This window comes from Halobellus sp. Atlit-38R, assembly GCF_003665925.1.
GTDB lineage: Archaea > Halobacteriota > Halobacteria > Halobacteriales > Haloferacaceae > Haloquadratum > Haloquadratum inordinatus.
Genome location: NZ_QXIJ01000011.1, coordinates 83,681 through 98,738, shown reverse-complemented (window position 1 = coordinate 98,738; position 15,058 = coordinate 83,681). Strand labels below are relative to the sequence as shown.

Here is a 15,058-nt window from a genome sequence, read left to right as displayed (position 1 = left end):
CGAGGACAAAGACCACTTTAGAGAATTCCTCACCGAGACATTCCTCAGGCTAAGCCATCGTGTGAGTTTCGCCGCTGACTGGATCGAGACGTTCCTCCCAAATGTTCAGAAGTTATGCTGACCACTCAAGCGGGGGCGAACACGAGTCCACTCGCCACCAGATCTCTTTCGTGGCTTTCTGCACTGCTACTACGAGGATGTCTACGGCACACGTCCAGTTACACGGGAACTTCAGAACGGTCTCGTCTGGTACTACTGCGGACTCGACAAACCGCCATCCAGAGACACCGTTGACCGCTTTCTCACCGACCTCGAACACGTTGTTGACGATATCTTCGACAGGCTCGTCGAGCAGGCCGCCGCCCGCGGCCTGCTCGACTCCACGTATTCTATCGACTCGACCCACGTCGAAGCGATCCAATACAACGACGCTGCCTCGTGGAACTACGATCCAACAGCCGAGGAGTACTACTACGGCTTCGGCTGTACGATTGTCTCAACCGGCGCAAAGATCCCGATAGCGGCTGAATTCACACAGACCAAACAAGCGGATCAAGAGACGGCGATGCGCGTCACGCGTGACGCGCTCGCCGTCGCCAAGCCGATTTGGATGCTTGGAGACACCGCCTATGACATCCTCGATTGGCACGACCACCTGCTGGCTGCAGGGGTCGTGCCAATCGTTCCGTACAATCCGCGAAACACTGACGACCCGAAAGACATCGAGTACAGAGTTGAAGACCGGATCGAGGGACACAGTGAGGACGTTCAGCTGAAACAATCCATCTTGGAGGAGACGTACAACCACCGGACAGGGGTCGAACGAACCAACGACGCGGTCAAGGACTGCGGCCTCGGGCGCGGACGTGCCCGAGGCCGCGTCCACGCACGAACAGAAGTGTTCCTTGCGCTCTGCCTGCGACTCGTCGTTGCCATCACCAACTACGAGCGAGGGAACGGTCCGGGTTGTGAGATGCTATGAGATGGTTTCTATGACACGCTCAGAGAGGGCAGACAAGTTTAGAAGACCCAGTAACTGGTTTAGGCCGTCAGATAAGTCTAAGATTTTATGTTATACAATAATTTTAATAATGACTATCGGTCTTCTTGCGGCCAGATTTCTTCTGTAGGGGGTAGAATGTCTAAACCTGTGTATCTCATAGTCCTTTGAAAAAAGAAAATCTCGATACTGTGCTGACTGGCTTTGTTGAAACCCTCTTGCAGTCTGGCGTTGTTGAAAAGGCAGTTTACCACTGGAACCGTGTAATCCGGGTAAAAGCGTCTCTCTCCGCAATGTCAACGCTGGAGGATTTCAACAGAGCCTGCTGACTGTAATTTCTATATTCAGTAAAGGATTCCTGACAGATGCTGAGTAGATGATGCTCCGATGTGATACAGCGTTCATCTGCACTGAGCGAATCCCATACGGGCGTGCCAACTCTTCTATGACACCCTGAGTCTCGAACGTAACGAGAGCAATCCGGCCGCGTCGTCGAGATCGCGGTCGAAGCGGTAGACGTCTTTCTGCAATCACGTCTCGGTGTGCCGCCGATGAGTCGCGCTCGACTCCGACTGTGACCGTGAACCCGACTACTTGAGAGTGTGCGTTGTCGAGAACGGTTCAGAGGTCAGGCGTCGATCGGTGCGGACGTAGTAGTGTTTGCAAGTCTTCACTCACCCGATCGCACGACCGCGTGCGGTCGGGTGTGTACTCAGTTGCAAACGCTACTGTAGCTGCTCGTCGAGATTCGCCAGCGTCCGTTCGAGTTCGCGTCGGTTGTATCGGGCGGCGATCGGACCGAGCACGCGGTCGAGAATCGGTGGCAATCCGAGGTCGTAATCGGCGGCGTAGGTGACGAGCGTCCGATCGTCGACAGTCTCGAACGTCCACTGGAGGCGTCCCTCGATGTCGCCCGACAGCTCGAAGACGATCCGCTCCGGTGGTTCGTGGACGACGCCGCGCACTTCGCCACGGAACGGGAAGCCGAGACGATAGGTGTAGCGCGCTCGCTTCCCGCCGTTATCGAGCACGCCGAGGGTTTCGACGCGCGACAGTCGCGGGGAGATGCGCGCTTGGTTCTCGGGCACGTCCATATACTCGAAGACCGCCTCTCGTGGTCGGTCGATCACGGCCTCTGCGACAGCTCTCATACCGACAGGTAGGTCGGCAGTCACTAAACGACGGTGGCGGATTCGCCGGGGGGACCCAACGGGGTGCGAACCGGCTGTAGCTTTTGTAGTTCCGCGCCTTCCAGACGACAATGGATGCGGATGGAGGAGACGGGCGGGCGGCGGGCGTCGGCAGCGTCACCACCGGGCCGGAATCCGAGCGGTCGACGGCCGACAGTGCAGACGTCGGAGCCGAGGCGAACGGGAGCAGGCGGTCCGGCGACGACACCGACGTCGCTGTCGCCGTCCAGGGACTCTCGAAGCAGTTCGGAACGGGCTCCGACGCCATCACGGTGGTGGATTCGGTCTCGTTCGAGATCGAACCGGGCTCGGTCGTCGGACTCCTCGGCCCCAACGGGGCCGGCAAGACGACGCTCATCAAGTCCATCCTGGGGATGGTGCTCCCGGACGAGGGCTCGGTCCGGATCTGCGGTGTAGACGTAGCGGACCGCCCACGGGCGGCGTACGGGCACGTCGACGCGATGCTCGAAGGCGCGCGAAACGACTACTGGCGCCTGACCGTCCGCGAGAATCTCCGGTACTTCGCGACCATCGGCGGCATCGACCCCGACTCCGTGGCCGACCGCCACGAGCGGCTGCTCGAACGCCTGGAGTTGGCGGACAAAGTCGACGTCGCGGTCCGGAATCTCTCCCGCGGGATGAAGCAGAAGGTGTCGCTCGCGAGTACGCTGGCGGGCGACGCCGACGTGATCTTTCTGGACGAGCCGACGCTCGGCCTCGACGTCGAGAGTTCGCGGACGCTCCAGCGTGAGCTCCGGCGGCTCGCCGAGGACCGAGGACTGACGGTGATCCTCAGCAGTCACGATATGGACGTCGTCGAGACGGTCTGCGATCGGGTCCTGATTATGTCCGGCGGGCGGATCGTCGCCGACGACAGCGTCGACGCGCTCCTCGGTCGCGGCGAGCGACACGGCGTCCGGATCGCGAGCGGCGATTTCGACGCCGACCTCCTGGCGGAGCTCCGCGCAGCGTTCGACGTGACCGGCGTCGAGCGCTTCGAGCGTCGTCCCGGCGCGCGCGTCGACGTGACGACCGACAGCGACGGACTGTACGCGCTGATGGCGCGGCTCGAACAGCAGGGCGTGCGGATCGATCGCCTCACTGCGGTCGATCCGGACCTCGAAGACGTGTTCGTCGACCTGACCAGCGACCGCGAGGAAGAGACGGAGACACAGCGATGGGGGGAACAGCGATGAGTTCCGGTCAACGGGCGGGGCAGGGACCGAAGCCGGCCGGGTACTTCCACCTCGCGCGGGCCGTCCTCTACCGCGAGGCCATCCTGTTCGTTCGGTACCCCGCCAACGCGATCGGCGGCGTCGTCATCGCCCTGTTCTTCTTCGGCGTGTTGTTCTACGGCGGGCGGATGGTCGCGGGCCGAGCGCTGACTGACTCGATCGAGGGAATCGTGGTCGGCTACTTCCTCTGGACGCTCTCGGTCGGCGCCTACTCGTCAATCTCGAACGACATCGGCAGCGAAGTCCAGTGGGGGACGCTGGAACGGCACGTGATGACGCCGTTCGGGTTCGCGCCCGTCGCGATGCTGAAGGGGATCGCCAAGATCGTCCGGACGTTCCTCACGTCGACGGTGATCCTCGTCGTGATGCTCGGTATGACCGGCACGACGCTCCAGCTCAATCTGTTCACCATCGTCGTCGTCGCCACGCTCACCATCACGTCGGTGCTCGGACTCGGGTTCGCGGCGGGCGGCGTGACGCTGCTGTACAAGCAGATCGGAAGCTGGCTCAATCTGCTACAGTTCGGCTTCGTCGTCCTGATCTCGGCGCCGTCGCTGGACGTCCCGTGGCTCAGCCTCCTCCCGTTGGCGCACGGCAGCGGCCTCCTCCAACGCGCGATGCTCGACGGGACGCGACTCTGGGAGTTCAGCGCCTTCGAGTTGGCGCTCCTCCTCGCGACGGCCGTCGGCTATCTCGGCTTCGGGTACCTGGTCTTCCAGTATGCGACCCGCAGAGCCCGACGCCTGGGTGTTCTCGGAGATTATTGAGCGGAGAGCGCCCGCCGCCGACCGGCCAACCGGCCGACGCGCCTATGCGGCTCGCTGCCTTCCTAGAGTAAGATGGACCGAAACGCGATCCGGCGGGCGTGGGAGGATATTTCGGAGACGTACGCCGAGCGGCGCGATCCGAGCGGTTCAGACGCCGACTTACTCGGGCGGCTCCGAGACGAGTTGGGACCGGACCCGACTGTCCTCGACGTCGGCTGTGGCGACGGCGCACGGACACTCGCGAATCTCCCGCCAGGCAGCATCGGCCTCGACATCTCCCGGCGTGGCCTCGAACTCGCCCGAGAGAACGTGCCGGAGAGCCACCTTCTCCAGGCGGAGATGCGGGACTTCCCAGTAAGGGACGACAGCGTCGACGCGATCACCGCGTATCACGCCGTCTTCCACGTCCCGCGAGCGGCGCACCCGGACGTGTACCGGGAGTTCGCGCGGGTATTGCGTCCCGGCGGCCGTCTGTTGATGACGCTGCCGCGCGGTCGCTTCGAGACGGTGCGTCGGGGCTGGATGGGCGGTCGAATGTTGTTCTCGGCGCCCGGCCGCGACGCCACGCTCTCACAACTGCGGGACGCCGGCTTCGGGAATCTCCGAACCGAGATCGTGAGCGATCCGCTGGGGAGCGACGCGGAGTTCGTGTTCGCAGAACGGGCCACTGACGGCGCCTGAAGCCGAAAAAAGAGAAGCGTTTCAGCTACCGTTGCCGCTCTCGGAACTGTCGACGCCCATCGCCTGAAACAGTTTCTTCCGGACGGCTTCTTCGGTCAGTTGCAAGAGCGTATCGCGGTTGTCGTCGCTCGTCTCGATGCCGGTGAAGATTCCCAGCGGGATCTCGACGTCGCCCTGCGTGGAGTGTCCGCCCGTTTCGCCGATGCCGGCGAAGGCGTCCTGCAGGATCTTCCCGATGTTCATCCGGATGTCCTTCGAGCGCGCAGAGAGGAAAATGCGGTCGTCCGCGATGCCGAAGACGGCGGTCGTCGTGATGCCTTCGAGCTTCAAGAGATGTTGTGCGGCCTGCCCGAGCGCGTCGCGGTCGCGGATGAAGCCGGCGTTCGAGACAAGATGACTCCCCTGGACCTCGCGGTTCTGGATGGCCTCTGCGAGGACGTCGAGCGTCTCCGGCGACATCGAGGGCGACTCGACCTGTTCGAGCGTGTCGTGGTTGGCGAAGGGATAGAGGTACGCCGCGGCCGTGAGATCTGCGGGGGTCGTCTCGCGCTTGAAATCCAGCGTCTCCGAGCGGATGCCGTAGAGCAGCGCGGTCGCGACCGCCTCGCTGGGCGAGAGGTCGAACTCCTGGAGGTACTTCGTGAGGATCGTCGACGTCGAGGAGACGTTGGGGCGGACGTCGGTGAACTCCGCCTCGATGTCTTCGTCGGGCTCGTAGTGGTCGATAAAGATGTCGACGTCGACGTCGAGGTCGGGGTCGCCCGACTTCATGTGGTCGACCAGCGCGACGGCCCCGTACTCCGAGAGGGGCTTGCCCTCCGAGAGCGGGACGAGTTCGATCCCAAGCAGATTCACGAACGCGCGGTTCTCCTGGTGGCCGATCTCGCCGTCGTAGTTGATCACGGCGTCGACGCCGTGCTCGCGGGCGATCGCCTGCAGCGCCACCGCCGAGGCGATCGAATCCGGGTCCGGATTGTCGTGCGTGAGGACCGCGAGCCCTTCCGTCGCGCCTTCGAGCACTTCGGCGAGCTGTCGGGCCTTGTATTCGAGTTCGCCCGATTCGAGCGACCGCAGCGCCGAGTCCGCGATGACCTCCGAGGGGTTGATCACGACGTCTGCGCCCAGTTCAGCGAGTTCGTCTTCGGAGACGGGGTCCGACGCGCGCACGACGATGAACTGATCGCCGTTGCGCTCGCGGATCGCCGAGACCGCCGCTTTGTTCGCCTCGACGTCGGAGGCGAGGATGAGGACGACGTCTCGATCGGCGACCGCGTCGGCGACGTCGGGATCGGCGATGTTCGTCTGTTGTGCGTTCAGATCCTGATCACGGAGGGATTCGACGCGGCTCTCGTCTTTGTCGAGGATGAGGACGTCTTTGCCCTCCTCGGCGAGTTCTTCGGCCACCGCGTAGCCAACGCTCCCGCACCCGAGGATGGCGTAGGTGGACATCGACGAGATAGTGACCCCGGCGCTCATTCTGACGCCAACTCCGGTCGGACGCCACTTAACAGCACTCGTTTGGTGAGCAGCGGTGCGGCACTCGGGGAGGCGACGCCGGAGCGTCCGGATCGGAGTCAGTTCAATCGGGTCGTGAGAGTCACTCCCGACCGTCGGCCGAAAGGAAACACATATAATTGCGCCACCAGAACTCAGGGATGCAGTGGGCCGGTAGCTCAGTCCGGCAGAGCGTCTGACTCTTAATCAGACGGTCGCGCGTTCAAATCGCGTCCGGCCCGTATTCTCGCCGCGAGCAACTCCGCGAGTGGCGCGCATCTGATCTGTTGGGAGGAAAATTGCAGGGAGGTCACACGCAACGAAGCGAGCACCTCACCGTGCGTTCAGATCACGCCCGGCCCGCCTCTCCTGTCTCTACACCCGTAGATCAACGCTCTCACTCGTCTGCGAGTTCGGTGAGTAGCGTCTCCAAGTCGTAGTTCTGCAGCGCCCGCGTGCTGTGTCGGAGCGTCGAGACGACGAACGTCGAGTTCGTCCGGCGGACCTCCTCGATCGTTTCGAGGTCGGTGATGAGGCGCTCGACCATCTCGCGGTCGGGGAGGTGTGCGACGACCACGAAGTCGGTCTCGCCCATCGTGAAGTACGCCTGCGAGACCCCCTCGACGGCGAGGATCTTGTCCTCGAAATCGTGGTGTGACCCGTGGTAATCGGTGAGTAACTCGACGAGAACCGTGACGCCGAGTCCGACTTTCTCCAGGTCGATGTCGTACAGATCGTTCTCGATGATGCCCGCCTCGCGGAGATTGTTCAGCCGATAGTGGATCGTCGAGACGGGAATGTCGGTCTCCTCGTGGAGTCGCTCCGGGCTCCCGGTCCCGAGATCAGAGATGGCTTTCAGGAGGCGAATGTCGCGTTCGTCCATAATTCCGATAGGTCCCCATTTCGACCCGGATTCTTTGTAACTTCCGCCTCGATTGCCTGACATTCCACGAAAATGTGGACTCACGAGAGGGGTGTCTCCCGTCTCGTCATTCTCTGACCGGAGGAAAATAGCCCGGACAGTCGGCCGATATCGGCACGCGATCCCCACAAACGACTTATACTGCGGCGGGAGAGTTTCGGTATGCTCGATTCGTTACAACTGTCGCTGGACCCGACGCAGCTCGGCTTGGAGTTCGGGAGCGGCGCGGTGATCGGCGGCATCATCGGCTTCGCGGCGAAGAAAGTCGCCAAGATCATCGCCGTGATCGTCGGTCTGGAACTGGCGCTCTTCAAGTTCCTCGAATCCCGCGGGATCCTCTCGGTCGACTGGGAGCGGCTCACGTCCGGGTTCGTCGAGACGACCCAGAGCGCCGCCAACGGGACGCCGCCGGACTGGATCTCGACGATTCTCTCGACGCTGTCGGTCTCGGCTGGCTTCACCGGCGGCTTCCTGGTCGGATTCAAGAAGGGATAGTTCGGCTCCGTCGCTACCGCATCGCTACCGCGTGCTGAGTTCGTCTTTGTCTTTGATAATGCGCGTCTCCGCCTCGCCCGAGGTCATCTCGTTGACGAGGTCGTAGAAGTCGTTCTGCATCCCGGCTGGGAAGGTGACGACGCCGACCCACGAGCCGTCCGGCTGCCACTCCTCGCGTTCGAGGTCCCCGTACTCGCGGACCTGTGCCTGGGTCTTGCCGGCGTAGTTGGCCGGGACCTGTACCGCGACGGTCACCTCGTCGAAGCGAATCGGGATGACCGGCCGGAGGGCGTCGAGGGCGTCGTCGACCTGTGACTCCACGCGCTCCATCGGATCGACGCGGAAGCCGGCCTCTTCGAGGGCGCGCTCGATGCGCTCGGGCGGGTGCGGCGCGTTGTCCATCTGCGGGTTCACGGCGTTGCGCGCGATGCGGTTGATGAGTTGCTTTCGCTTCTGTTCCTGCATCTCGCGCCGCTGCTCGGCGGTGATCTGGATCTCCCCTTCGCGGACGACCTCGGGGATGATTTCGAGAGGGTCTGTGGTTCCGAACACGGTCTCTAGATCTTTCTCTGCCGGTCTGTCACCTCGCGAGGCGTCCTCGAAGACGTCCTCGGCGGCGATGACATCTTCTAAGTCGCCCTCGAATTCGTCTCGTTTGATGGCGAGAGCGGCGTCGGGGTCGATGAGTACCTCGAACCGCTCGCCGTGCGATTCGAGTCGCGCCGTCACGGCTTCGTCAAGTGAGATCATACCGCTCCCTACTTGCTCCGAAGTAAAAAGCCCTCCCCGCGGCGTCGTGTGATCGCCGTTCGGATGTGGGACTCGCGTGCCGTCCCGCGGATTCGGGTCCAATCCAGTGAATTCGACTCTCCACAACCGAGGGCTCGGAACCGCGGGCAGACAGCGGCGTCGGGACGGTAGTCGTGTACTTCCCGCATTAAGGCGCGTTTTCTCGAACGGCCGCCTTCGATAATCGACGATTAGCTATCACCACTTCTCGCGACAGAACAGGTATGAGCCGCGCTGTCGATTCCGACGCGGATCCCGGAGACCGGGTCTATCACGTGGTCTGTCACGACTGTCCGACCGAACACCTCACGGAGCGGGCGGCCGAGGCCGAAAAGCTATTTTCGGAGCACCGGTCGGTGACCGATCACGACGTCGACGTCGCCGCGCTGCGGGCGCCCGACGCGACGTGACGTGCGGGCTGTCTCCCGCACTTTCTCGGGGGCGCGTGAGCCATCGGCTCGTGGGAGATACTCGAAGAGGAGTCGACGTGAGGCGTCGAAGCGGTTACAAGCGGACGTCAGACCGCCGCGACTGCTGCGCTCAGTTCGACAGCTGTTCGATGACGCCGACGAGGTCGCTCTTCTCTTGGACGCCGATGACGCGCTCGGCCTGCTCGCCGTTCTTGTAGAACTCGAGCGTCGGAACCGATCGGACGCCGGCGTCGCGCGCGAGGCCCTGCAGTTCGTCGATGTCGACTTTCAGGACGGTCGCGTCGGTCTCCTCGGCGATCTCCGCTACTGTGGGTTCGAGCATCTTGCACGGCCCACACCACTCTGCGTGGTAGTCGACGAGGACGATCTCGTGTTCGGCGAGAAGTTCTTGGAAGTGTTCCGCGCTCTCGACGTGGATCGGCGCGCCGGTCGATTCTGGCGAACTCATACCACGCTCTACTGGGGGCAGCCCTTTACCTATTTCGAGGATTGGGGCCCGCCTCGCACGACCGTCGAGAGCGTCGGTATCGGCGCCGTCGACATACAACGGCGGCGAACGCAGCGGATAAACGACCGATAGTCACCGGCCGAGTACCTCGTAGCTGAGCAGGACGCCGTCGTCGACGCGCCGGACGTCTTCGAGCGACAGCTTCGGAACGTCCTCGACGAATCCGGGACCGTCGACGAGCGTCGGCGCCTCACGCCCGCCGAGGACGAGCGAGCCGACGTACACCGAGAGTTCGTCGACGAGGTCAGCCGCGAAGAGCGAGTAGATGATCTCGCCGCCGCCTTCCACCATCAGATCTGCGACGCCGCGGTCACCGAGCGTATCGAGCGCCTCCGGAAGCGACACGCGCTCGTCGCCGGCGACGACGACCTCCGCGCCGGCCGCCGCAATCGCGTCCCGGCGCTCGGGGGTCGCGTCCGCCGAGAGGAGGACGTACGTCGTCGCCGCATCGTCGAGGATCCGCGCATCGAGTGGGATCCGTCCGCTGGAGTCGACGACGACGCGGGCGGGGTTGGGGTCGTCGCCACGCGCTGCTCGCTCGTCTCGCAGCGCCGCGTCGTCGAGCGTGAGGTGTGGGTCGTCGGCGAGAACCGTTCCGATGCCGACGAGAACGGCGTCGCTGTCGGCGCGGAGCCGATCGACGCGGGCGAAGTCTTCGGAGCCGCTGATCCGCACCTGTTCGCGACGACGCGTCGAGAGTTTCCCGTCCGCGCTCGTCGCGGCGTTGACGACGACGTGCATACCGACCGCTCGGTCCCCCGCGGCAAGCGAATTTCGGTTGCGATTCGGTCGACTCCGCGCCCCCCGAGACGCAGCACGGACAGGACTTATGTGCGCGAGCGTGGTCACTCCTAGCAAGATGTCGCCGAAAGTGCTGATGCTGGGCTGGGGGTTTCCGCCGAACGTGAGCGGCGGACTCGACACCCACGTCGGGGAGTTGTTCGACGGAATGCGAGCGCGCGGTCTCGACGTCGAACTCGTTCTTCCGTCCGAGTACGCCCCCAAAGACAGAGCAGGAATCGTCGGCGTGCCGACCGGCGACGGCGACATCATCACGCGCGTGGGGCGGATGAGTTCGACGTTCGCCGAGCGCGCACAGGACGCAGACATCGTCCATACACACGATTGGTTCGGCTACGGCCCCGGGTCGCGCGCGAAGTCGGACGCGGACGTCGAGTGGGTCACGACCTTCCACTCGCTGTCGACCGACCGGAACCTCGATCCACCGAAGCGAGAGGTCGAGACCGAGCGCCGACTCGCCGAGCGCGCGGATCACCTCATCGCCGTCAGCGAACTCACTGCCGGCGACGTTCGCGAACAGTACGGCGGCGAGTGCCGGGTCATCTACAACGGGTTCTCCGAGTGTGAGACGACCGGGCGGGACTTCAAAGCCGAACTCGGAATCGACGGCGAGATGCTCTTCTTCGTCGGTCGTCACACCGACCAGAAGGGGATCGCCCACCTCGTGTACGCCTTAGAGAAGCTCCGTCGAGACGACGTGACGCTCGTGATGGGCGGTTCGGGGCATCTCACGGCACAGCTCAAGCGATTCGCGGAACTGCTCGGCGTCGACGACCAGATCGAGTGGGTCGGCTACGTGCCCGAGGCGGAACTGGGCGACTACTACGCGTCTGCGGATCTGTTCGTCTCGCCGTCGCTCGCCGAGCCGTTCGGGATCACGATCACCGAGGCGCTCTCGGCCGGGACGCGCGTGGTTGCGACCGAGAGCGGCGTCAACGAGGTACTCTCCGAGGAGTGCGTCGTCGAGGTCGAGCCCGAATCGGAGTCGCTCGCAGACGGGATCGAGCGCGGTCTCGAACTCGACGGTGCGCCGACGTACGATCCGATCACCTGGGACGAAGTCGTCGAAGAGACCATCGCGTTCTACGAGGAGATCGTCTGAGACGATCGGAGGCGCCGGTGCTGTTTTTGCGGTCCTACCGAAGGAGCCGTACGTCTGTCACGGGCTCGGGGTGTCGGATGCGGTATCCCTCCGCAGTGGGAACGAGACCCTCGCTCGGCAGGCTCTGTCTGGCCGCCTGATACGGACTGTCGCTCTGGATCCCCTGATACGGGCTGTCTCGCGTCCCCCGGTACGGACTGTCGTCCGGTGCGGACTGGTAGGGGCTGCCATCCCGTCGGACCGCGTCGCGCTCGAAGTCCTCCGGCGGCAGGTAGATCCGCTCGCCCGACGCCGAGCGGACGACGACGGCGGTGTCGCGGTCGCCGCGCATCGTGATGACGGTCTCGCCGCCCTCGATGTTCACGGCGAAGTTGACTTGCTCGTCTGCGCCGCTGCTTCCGCCGTCGGGTTCGGGGCTCCCGTCCTCGTCGCGCCCGTCTGTAGCCATAATGACTAGAGTGACAGCATTGTACTTATATTTCTGCCGTAGCGCAGAGTCCTGCGCGCGTTCGGTGGTCACATCGAACCCCCGGTTATATACACCGGCCAGTATATGTGGCCCCCGAAGGTCAAGTAGGGGGACGACGAATAAGGGGTATGGACGTCCGTGACGCAACGACGGAAGACGTCGACGACATCCGACGGGTCGCAACGGAATCGCTGACCGCCTCTTACGGGCACGCGATCGACGAGGAAACGATCACGGCTGCCGTCGACGAGTGGTACAGCCCCGAGCGACTGCGAGAGTCGCTGACCGACGACGCCGAGGTGTTCGTCCTCGCGCTCGACAACGGCACTGTCGTCGGGTTCGCCCAGAGCGAGATTTCGGACGGTCGCGAGACCGTCGGCTACCTAGACTGGCTCCACGTCGTCCCGGACCACCGCGGTGAGGGCATCGGCTCACAACTCCTGGCGCGTCTCGAGCAGGAGCTCGTCGACGCCGGCGTCGACCGACTCGAAGGCCGCGTCCTCACCGAGAACCGAGAGGGCGTCTCCTTCTACGACGAACAGGGCTTTACCGAGGTCGGCGAGCGGACCGTAGACATCCACGGCGAATCGTTCACCGAGCGGGTCTTCACGACGTTCCTCGACGAGGAGGAACCCGCGCCGAGCGGCCTCGTCGAAAAGCAGGTCGGCGATCGGACCGTCCACGTCGCCTACGACGAGTCGGTACGCGGCTCCGAGTCGCCCTTCTTCGCCGTCTACCTCGACGACGCACAGACCGAGCGCTACGGGTGGATGTGCGGGGCCGACGAGAGCTTCGACGTCGCGATCGACACGATGGAGCGCTTGGAGTGTAACGAGTGTGGGAACCGCCGCAAGCCTGTCCGCTGGGACGCCGCGTATCTGTAGCCCCACCTTTTTCGACGGTGAGTTCCCTCGCGGTACGCAGTGCTGAACACACCAGGAAAACGCTCGCGCCGCTAGCTGTACGCTGACGGCGTCTACGCCGGCCCGTGACTCGGCCGCATCCGAGAGAGGAATCGGGGCGCGGGGCGCTTTGCTCCGCTTATCGCTCGACTTTGGCCTGGATCTCTTTGACGATCTCCGGGTTGCGGAGCGTCGTCGTATCGCCGAGTTCCTCCTCGTTCGCGATCTCTTCGAGCAGGCGACGCATAATCTTCCCCGAGCGGGTCTTCGGGAGTTCCGGCGTGAAGACCACCTGCTGGGGGCGCGCGATCGGGCCGATGGCGTCCTCGACGCCCTCGACGATGCGCTCGCGCATCTCGTCGTCGCCGTCGTAACCGTCTTCGAGAATCACGTACGCGTAGACGGCCTCGCCTTTCACCTCGTGTTCGCCGCCGACGACTGCGGCCTCGGCAACGCCCTCGACGCCAACGATGGCGGATTCGATCTCCATCGTGCCGAGCCGATGCCCGGAGACGTTGATCACGTCGTCGACGCGGCCGAGGATCGTGATGTAGCCGTCTTCGTCGATCTTCGCACCGTCTTCCGGGAAGTACACCCACTCGTCGGCGTCGGGGTCGGAGTACTCCGCCCAGTACTCCTCGATGAACCGCTCGTCGTTGTTGTACAGCGTCCGAAGCATTCCGGGCCACGGCTTGTCGACGGTGAGATAGCCAGCACGGCCGGACTCGACCTCGTCGCCGTTGGTGTCGACGACGCGCGCGTCGATGCCCGGCAGCGGCGGCCCCGCAGAACCGGGTTTCATCGTACAGACGCCCGGAAGGGTCGTGACCATCATCCCGCCGGTCTCGGTCTGCCACCACGTGTCGACGATCGGGCACTCCTCGTCGCCGATGTGCTGGTAGTACCACTTCCAGGCGCGGGGGTTGATCGGCTCGCCGACCGTCCCCAGGAGACGCAGACTGGAGAGGTCGTGTTGCTCGGGGAACTGCGAGCCCCACTTCATAAACGCGCGAATCGCCGTCGGCGCGGTGTAGAACACGTCGACGGCGTACTTCTCGATGATCTCCCAGAGGCGGTCGCGCTCGGGGAAGTCCGGCGTCCCCTCGTACATCACGGTCGTCGTCCCGAGCGCGAGCGGCCCGTAGACGATGTAGGAGTGGCCCGTGATCCAGCCGATGTCGGCCGAGCACCAGTAGGTGTCCTCGGGTTCGAGGTCGAGGACGGCGTGGGAGGTCCACGCCGTGTAGGCGAGATAGCCGCCGGTCGTGTGTTTCACGCCCTTCGGCTGGCCCGTCGTTCCCGAGGTGTACATCAGGAACAACATATCCTCGGCGCTCCGCTCGACAGGGTCGACGCGGTCGCCCTGGTGGTCGGCCATCAGGTCCTCCCAGGCGTATTGGTTGCCCTTCAGGTCGTGGTCGAAGCCGTCGTCGCCGAGGCGGTCGACGACGACCGTCGCGTCGACCCCGTGGTCGACGCCCGCTAAGCCCTCGTTGGCCTTCTGGAGGTGATCGAGGGCGTCGCCGCGGCGGTAGTAGCCGTCGCAGGTGACGAGATAGCGAGAGTCCGCGGAGTTCATCCGCGTCGCGAGCGCGTCCGCCGAGAAGCCGGCGAAGACGACCGAGTGCGGCGCGCCGATCCGCGCGCACGCCAGCATCGCGATCGGCAGTTCCGGCACCATCGGCATATAGAGGGTGACGACGTCGTCCTCCTCGACGCCGAGGTCGCGGAGGGAAGCCGCGAACTCGTTGACCTCGCGGTAGAGGTCCTGATAGGTGTAGGTCCGCGTGTCGCCGTGTTCGCCTTCCCACTTGATGGCGACGCGGTTCTTGTCGCCGTTCTCGACGTGCCGGTCGACGCAGTTGTAGGAGACGTTCAGCGTGCCGTCCGGGAACCACTCGTAGAAGGGCTCGTTCGAGTCGTCGAGGATCTCGCTGTACTCTCGGTCCCAGTCGAGGAGGTCGGCCGCGCGACGCCAACTGTGCGGCCAGTTCTCCTCGAACTCCTCGTAGATGTCCGGATCCGAAACGTTCGCCTGCGATACGAACTCTTCTGTGGGCTCGAAGCTCTCCTGTTCGACCAGTCGCGCTTCGAGGTCCCCGTCTCCGTCGCCGTTGTCAGTCATATTCACTCACAGTTTTCGAATACCGGGTGATAAATCTGTGCGACCCAGTCAGCGAGACGTCGAAACCGAACTACTGCGGCGATGTGTCTCGGAGGGGAGCCACTACCTATCTGCTCTCAAAAGCCTGGAATCGCCCAGAGTCTTTTA

Annotated in this window: 15 protein-coding genes, 1 tRNA gene and 1 pseudogene; 9 read left to right on the top strand and 8 right to left on the bottom strand. The window is 63.8% G+C overall.

What is annotated here, in order from left to right; translation table 11 throughout:
- Window positions 1–121: 121 nt before the first annotated feature.
- Window positions 122–982, top strand: a pseudogene (locus D3D02_RS14220) (transposase); the annotation flags it as partial.
- A 743-nt stretch (window positions 983–1,725) separates the two neighbouring features.
- On the opposite strand, the gene D3D02_RS14215 reads toward D3D02_RS14220, so the two are convergent.
- Window positions 1,726–2,151 carry an SRPBCC family protein gene (locus tag D3D02_RS14215; RefSeq protein ID WP_121570651.1) on the bottom strand — a complete coding sequence of 142 codons (426 nt, stop codon included), beginning with the start codon at window positions 2,149–2,151 and terminating at the stop codon, window positions 1,726–1,728.
- Window positions 2,152–2,261: 110 nt separating this feature from the next.
- Here D3D02_RS14215 and D3D02_RS14210 point away from each other — a divergent pair, with 110 nt between their 5' ends.
- The 3 genes from D3D02_RS14210 (at window position 2,262) to D3D02_RS14200 (ending at window position 4,873) form a co-directional block, all read left to right on the top strand.
- Window positions 2,262–3,386, top strand: coding sequence for an ABC transporter ATP-binding protein (locus D3D02_RS14210; protein ID WP_121570650.1), 1,125 nt, complete (start codon window positions 2,262–2,264; stop codon window positions 3,384–3,386).
- On the top strand, window positions 3,383–4,192 hold the full coding sequence (locus tag D3D02_RS14205; RefSeq protein ID WP_121570659.1) for an ABC transporter permease: 810 nt from the start codon (window positions 3,383–3,385) through the stop codon (window positions 4,190–4,192). Before D3D02_RS14210 ends, D3D02_RS14205 begins: the two co-directional genes overlap by 4 nt.
- A gap of 72 nt (window positions 4,193–4,264) precedes the next feature.
- Window positions 4,265–4,873 carry a class I SAM-dependent methyltransferase gene (locus D3D02_RS14200; protein WP_121570649.1) on the top strand — a complete coding sequence of 203 codons (609 nt, stop codon included), beginning with the start codon at window positions 4,265–4,267 and terminating at the stop codon, window positions 4,871–4,873.
- A gap of 21 nt (window positions 4,874–4,894) precedes the next feature.
- On the opposite strand, the gene D3D02_RS14195 is transcribed toward D3D02_RS14200, so the two are convergent.
- Window positions 4,895–6,349, bottom strand: a complete 1,455-nt coding sequence (locus tag D3D02_RS14195) for a DHH family phosphoesterase (protein ID WP_121570648.1) — start codon at window positions 6,347–6,349, stop codon at window positions 4,895–4,897.
- 186 nt (window positions 6,350–6,535) lie between these two features.
- On the opposite strand from D3D02_RS14195, the gene D3D02_RS14190 reads away from it, so the two are divergent.
- A tRNA-Lys gene (locus tag D3D02_RS14190) sits at window positions 6,536–6,609 on the top strand.
- 155 nt (window positions 6,610–6,764) lie between these two features.
- On the opposite strand, the gene D3D02_RS14185 is transcribed toward D3D02_RS14190, so the two are convergent.
- A complete protein-coding gene (locus D3D02_RS14185; protein WP_121570647.1) occupies window positions 6,765–7,250 on the bottom strand; it encodes an Lrp/AsnC family transcriptional regulator in 486 nt (161 codons plus the stop codon).
- A 201-nt stretch (window positions 7,251–7,451) separates the two neighbouring features.
- Between D3D02_RS14185 and D3D02_RS14180 the strand changes: the two genes are divergently transcribed.
- Complete coding sequence (locus D3D02_RS14180; RefSeq protein ID WP_121570646.1) at window positions 7,452–7,784, top strand: FUN14 domain-containing protein; 333 nt, start codon at window positions 7,452–7,454, stop codon at window positions 7,782–7,784.
- A 24-nt stretch (window positions 7,785–7,808) separates the two neighbouring features.
- Here D3D02_RS14180 and D3D02_RS14175 read toward each other — a convergent pair whose 3' ends face one another.
- The gene (locus D3D02_RS14175; protein WP_121570645.1) at window positions 7,809–8,534 is read right to left on the bottom strand and encodes a ribosome assembly factor SBDS; all 726 of its coding nucleotides are present in this window, start codon (window positions 8,532–8,534) and stop codon (window positions 7,809–7,811) included.
- Between the two features lie 263 nt (window positions 8,535–8,797).
- Between D3D02_RS14175 and D3D02_RS14170 the strand changes: the two genes are divergently transcribed.
- The gene (locus tag D3D02_RS14170) at window positions 8,798–8,983 is read left to right on the top strand and encodes a hypothetical protein (protein ID WP_121570644.1); all 186 of its coding nucleotides are present in this window, start codon (window positions 8,798–8,800) and stop codon (window positions 8,981–8,983) included.
- 130 nt (window positions 8,984–9,113) lie between these two features.
- Here D3D02_RS14170 and trxA read toward each other — a convergent pair whose 3' ends face one another.
- Together trxA and D3D02_RS14160 are read right to left on the bottom strand one after the other, a co-directional pair.
- Complete coding sequence (trxA, locus tag D3D02_RS14165; protein ID WP_121570643.1) at window positions 9,114–9,452, bottom strand: thioredoxin; 339 nt, start codon at window positions 9,450–9,452, stop codon at window positions 9,114–9,116.
- 132 nt (window positions 9,453–9,584) lie between these two features.
- Window positions 9,585–10,253: a 2,5-diamino-6-(ribosylamino)-4(3H)-pyrimidinone 5'-phosphate reductase gene (locus D3D02_RS14160; protein WP_121570642.1), complete on the bottom strand. Its 669-nt coding sequence runs from the start codon at window positions 10,251–10,253 to the stop codon at window positions 9,585–9,587.
- A 136-nt stretch (window positions 10,254–10,389) separates the two neighbouring features.
- On the opposite strand from D3D02_RS14160, the gene D3D02_RS14155 reads away from it, so the two are divergent.
- Window positions 10,390–11,415 carry a glycosyltransferase family 4 protein gene (locus tag D3D02_RS14155; RefSeq protein WP_121570641.1) on the top strand — a complete coding sequence of 342 codons (1,026 nt, stop codon included), beginning with the start codon at window positions 10,390–10,392 and terminating at the stop codon, window positions 11,413–11,415.
- Window positions 11,416–11,449: 34 nt separating this feature from the next.
- Here the strand turns inward: D3D02_RS14155 and D3D02_RS14150 are convergent, their stop codons facing one another.
- Complete coding sequence (locus D3D02_RS14150; protein WP_121570640.1) at window positions 11,450–11,863, bottom strand: hypothetical protein; 414 nt, start codon at window positions 11,861–11,863, stop codon at window positions 11,450–11,452.
- A 149-nt stretch (window positions 11,864–12,012) separates the two neighbouring features.
- On the opposite strand from D3D02_RS14150, the gene D3D02_RS14145 reads away from it, so the two are divergent.
- Window positions 12,013–12,768 carry a GNAT family N-acetyltransferase gene (locus D3D02_RS14145; protein ID WP_121570639.1) on the top strand — a complete coding sequence of 252 codons (756 nt, stop codon included), beginning with the start codon at window positions 12,013–12,015 and terminating at the stop codon, window positions 12,766–12,768.
- 157 nt (window positions 12,769–12,925) lie between these two features.
- Here D3D02_RS14145 and acs read toward each other — a convergent pair whose 3' ends face one another.
- Entirely contained in the window at window positions 12,926–14,911 is a 1,986-nt protein-coding gene (gene acs, locus D3D02_RS14140; RefSeq protein ID WP_121570638.1) for an acetate--CoA ligase, read from the bottom strand.
- Window positions 14,912–15,058: the final 147 nt, after the last annotated feature.

What these genes read in the sequence shown, in the direction of transcription:
- D3D02_RS14160 (WP_121570642.1), bottom strand. Translation starts at nt 10,253, where the DNA reads ATGCACGTCGTCGTCAACGCCGCGACGAGCGCGGACGGGAAACTCTCG.
- D3D02_RS14210 (WP_121570650.1), top strand. Translation starts at nt 2,262, where the DNA reads ATGGATGCGGATGGAGGAGACGGGCGGGCGGCGGGCGTCGGCAGCGTC.
- D3D02_RS14215 (WP_121570651.1), bottom strand. Translation starts at nt 2,151, where the DNA reads ATGAGAGCTGTCGCAGAGGCCGTGATCGACCGACCACGAGAGGCGGTC.
- acs (WP_121570638.1), bottom strand. Translation starts at nt 14,911, where the DNA reads ATGACTGACAACGGCGACGGAGACGGGGACCTCGAAGCGCGACTGGTC.
- D3D02_RS14180 (WP_121570646.1), top strand. Translation starts at nt 7,452, where the DNA reads ATGCTCGATTCGTTACAACTGTCGCTGGACCCGACGCAGCTCGGCTTG.
- D3D02_RS14205 (WP_121570659.1), top strand. Translation starts at nt 3,383, where the DNA reads ATGAGTTCCGGTCAACGGGCGGGGCAGGGACCGAAGCCGGCCGGGTAC.
- D3D02_RS14150 (WP_121570640.1), bottom strand. Translation starts at nt 11,863, where the DNA reads ATGGCTACAGACGGGCGCGACGAGGACGGGAGCCCCGAACCCGACGGC.
- D3D02_RS14145 (WP_121570639.1), top strand. Translation starts at nt 12,013, where the DNA reads ATGGACGTCCGTGACGCAACGACGGAAGACGTCGACGACATCCGACGG.
- D3D02_RS14175 (WP_121570645.1), bottom strand. Translation starts at nt 8,534, where the DNA reads ATGATCTCACTTGACGAAGCCGTGACGGCGCGACTCGAATCGCACGGC.
- D3D02_RS14185 (WP_121570647.1), bottom strand. Translation starts at nt 7,250, where the DNA reads ATGGACGAACGCGACATTCGCCTCCTGAAAGCCATCTCTGATCTCGGG.
- D3D02_RS14155 (WP_121570641.1), top strand. Translation starts at nt 10,390, where the DNA reads ATGCTGGGCTGGGGGTTTCCGCCGAACGTGAGCGGCGGACTCGACACC.
- D3D02_RS14170 (WP_121570644.1), top strand. Translation starts at nt 8,798, where the DNA reads ATGAGCCGCGCTGTCGATTCCGACGCGGATCCCGGAGACCGGGTCTAT.
- D3D02_RS14195 (WP_121570648.1), bottom strand. Translation starts at nt 6,349, where the DNA reads ATGAGCGCCGGGGTCACTATCTCGTCGATGTCCACCTACGCCATCCTC.
- trxA (WP_121570643.1), bottom strand. Translation starts at nt 9,452, where the DNA reads ATGAGTTCGCCAGAATCGACCGGCGCGCCGATCCACGTCGAGAGCGCG.
- D3D02_RS14200 (WP_121570649.1), top strand. Translation starts at nt 4,265, where the DNA reads ATGGACCGAAACGCGATCCGGCGGGCGTGGGAGGATATTTCGGAGACG.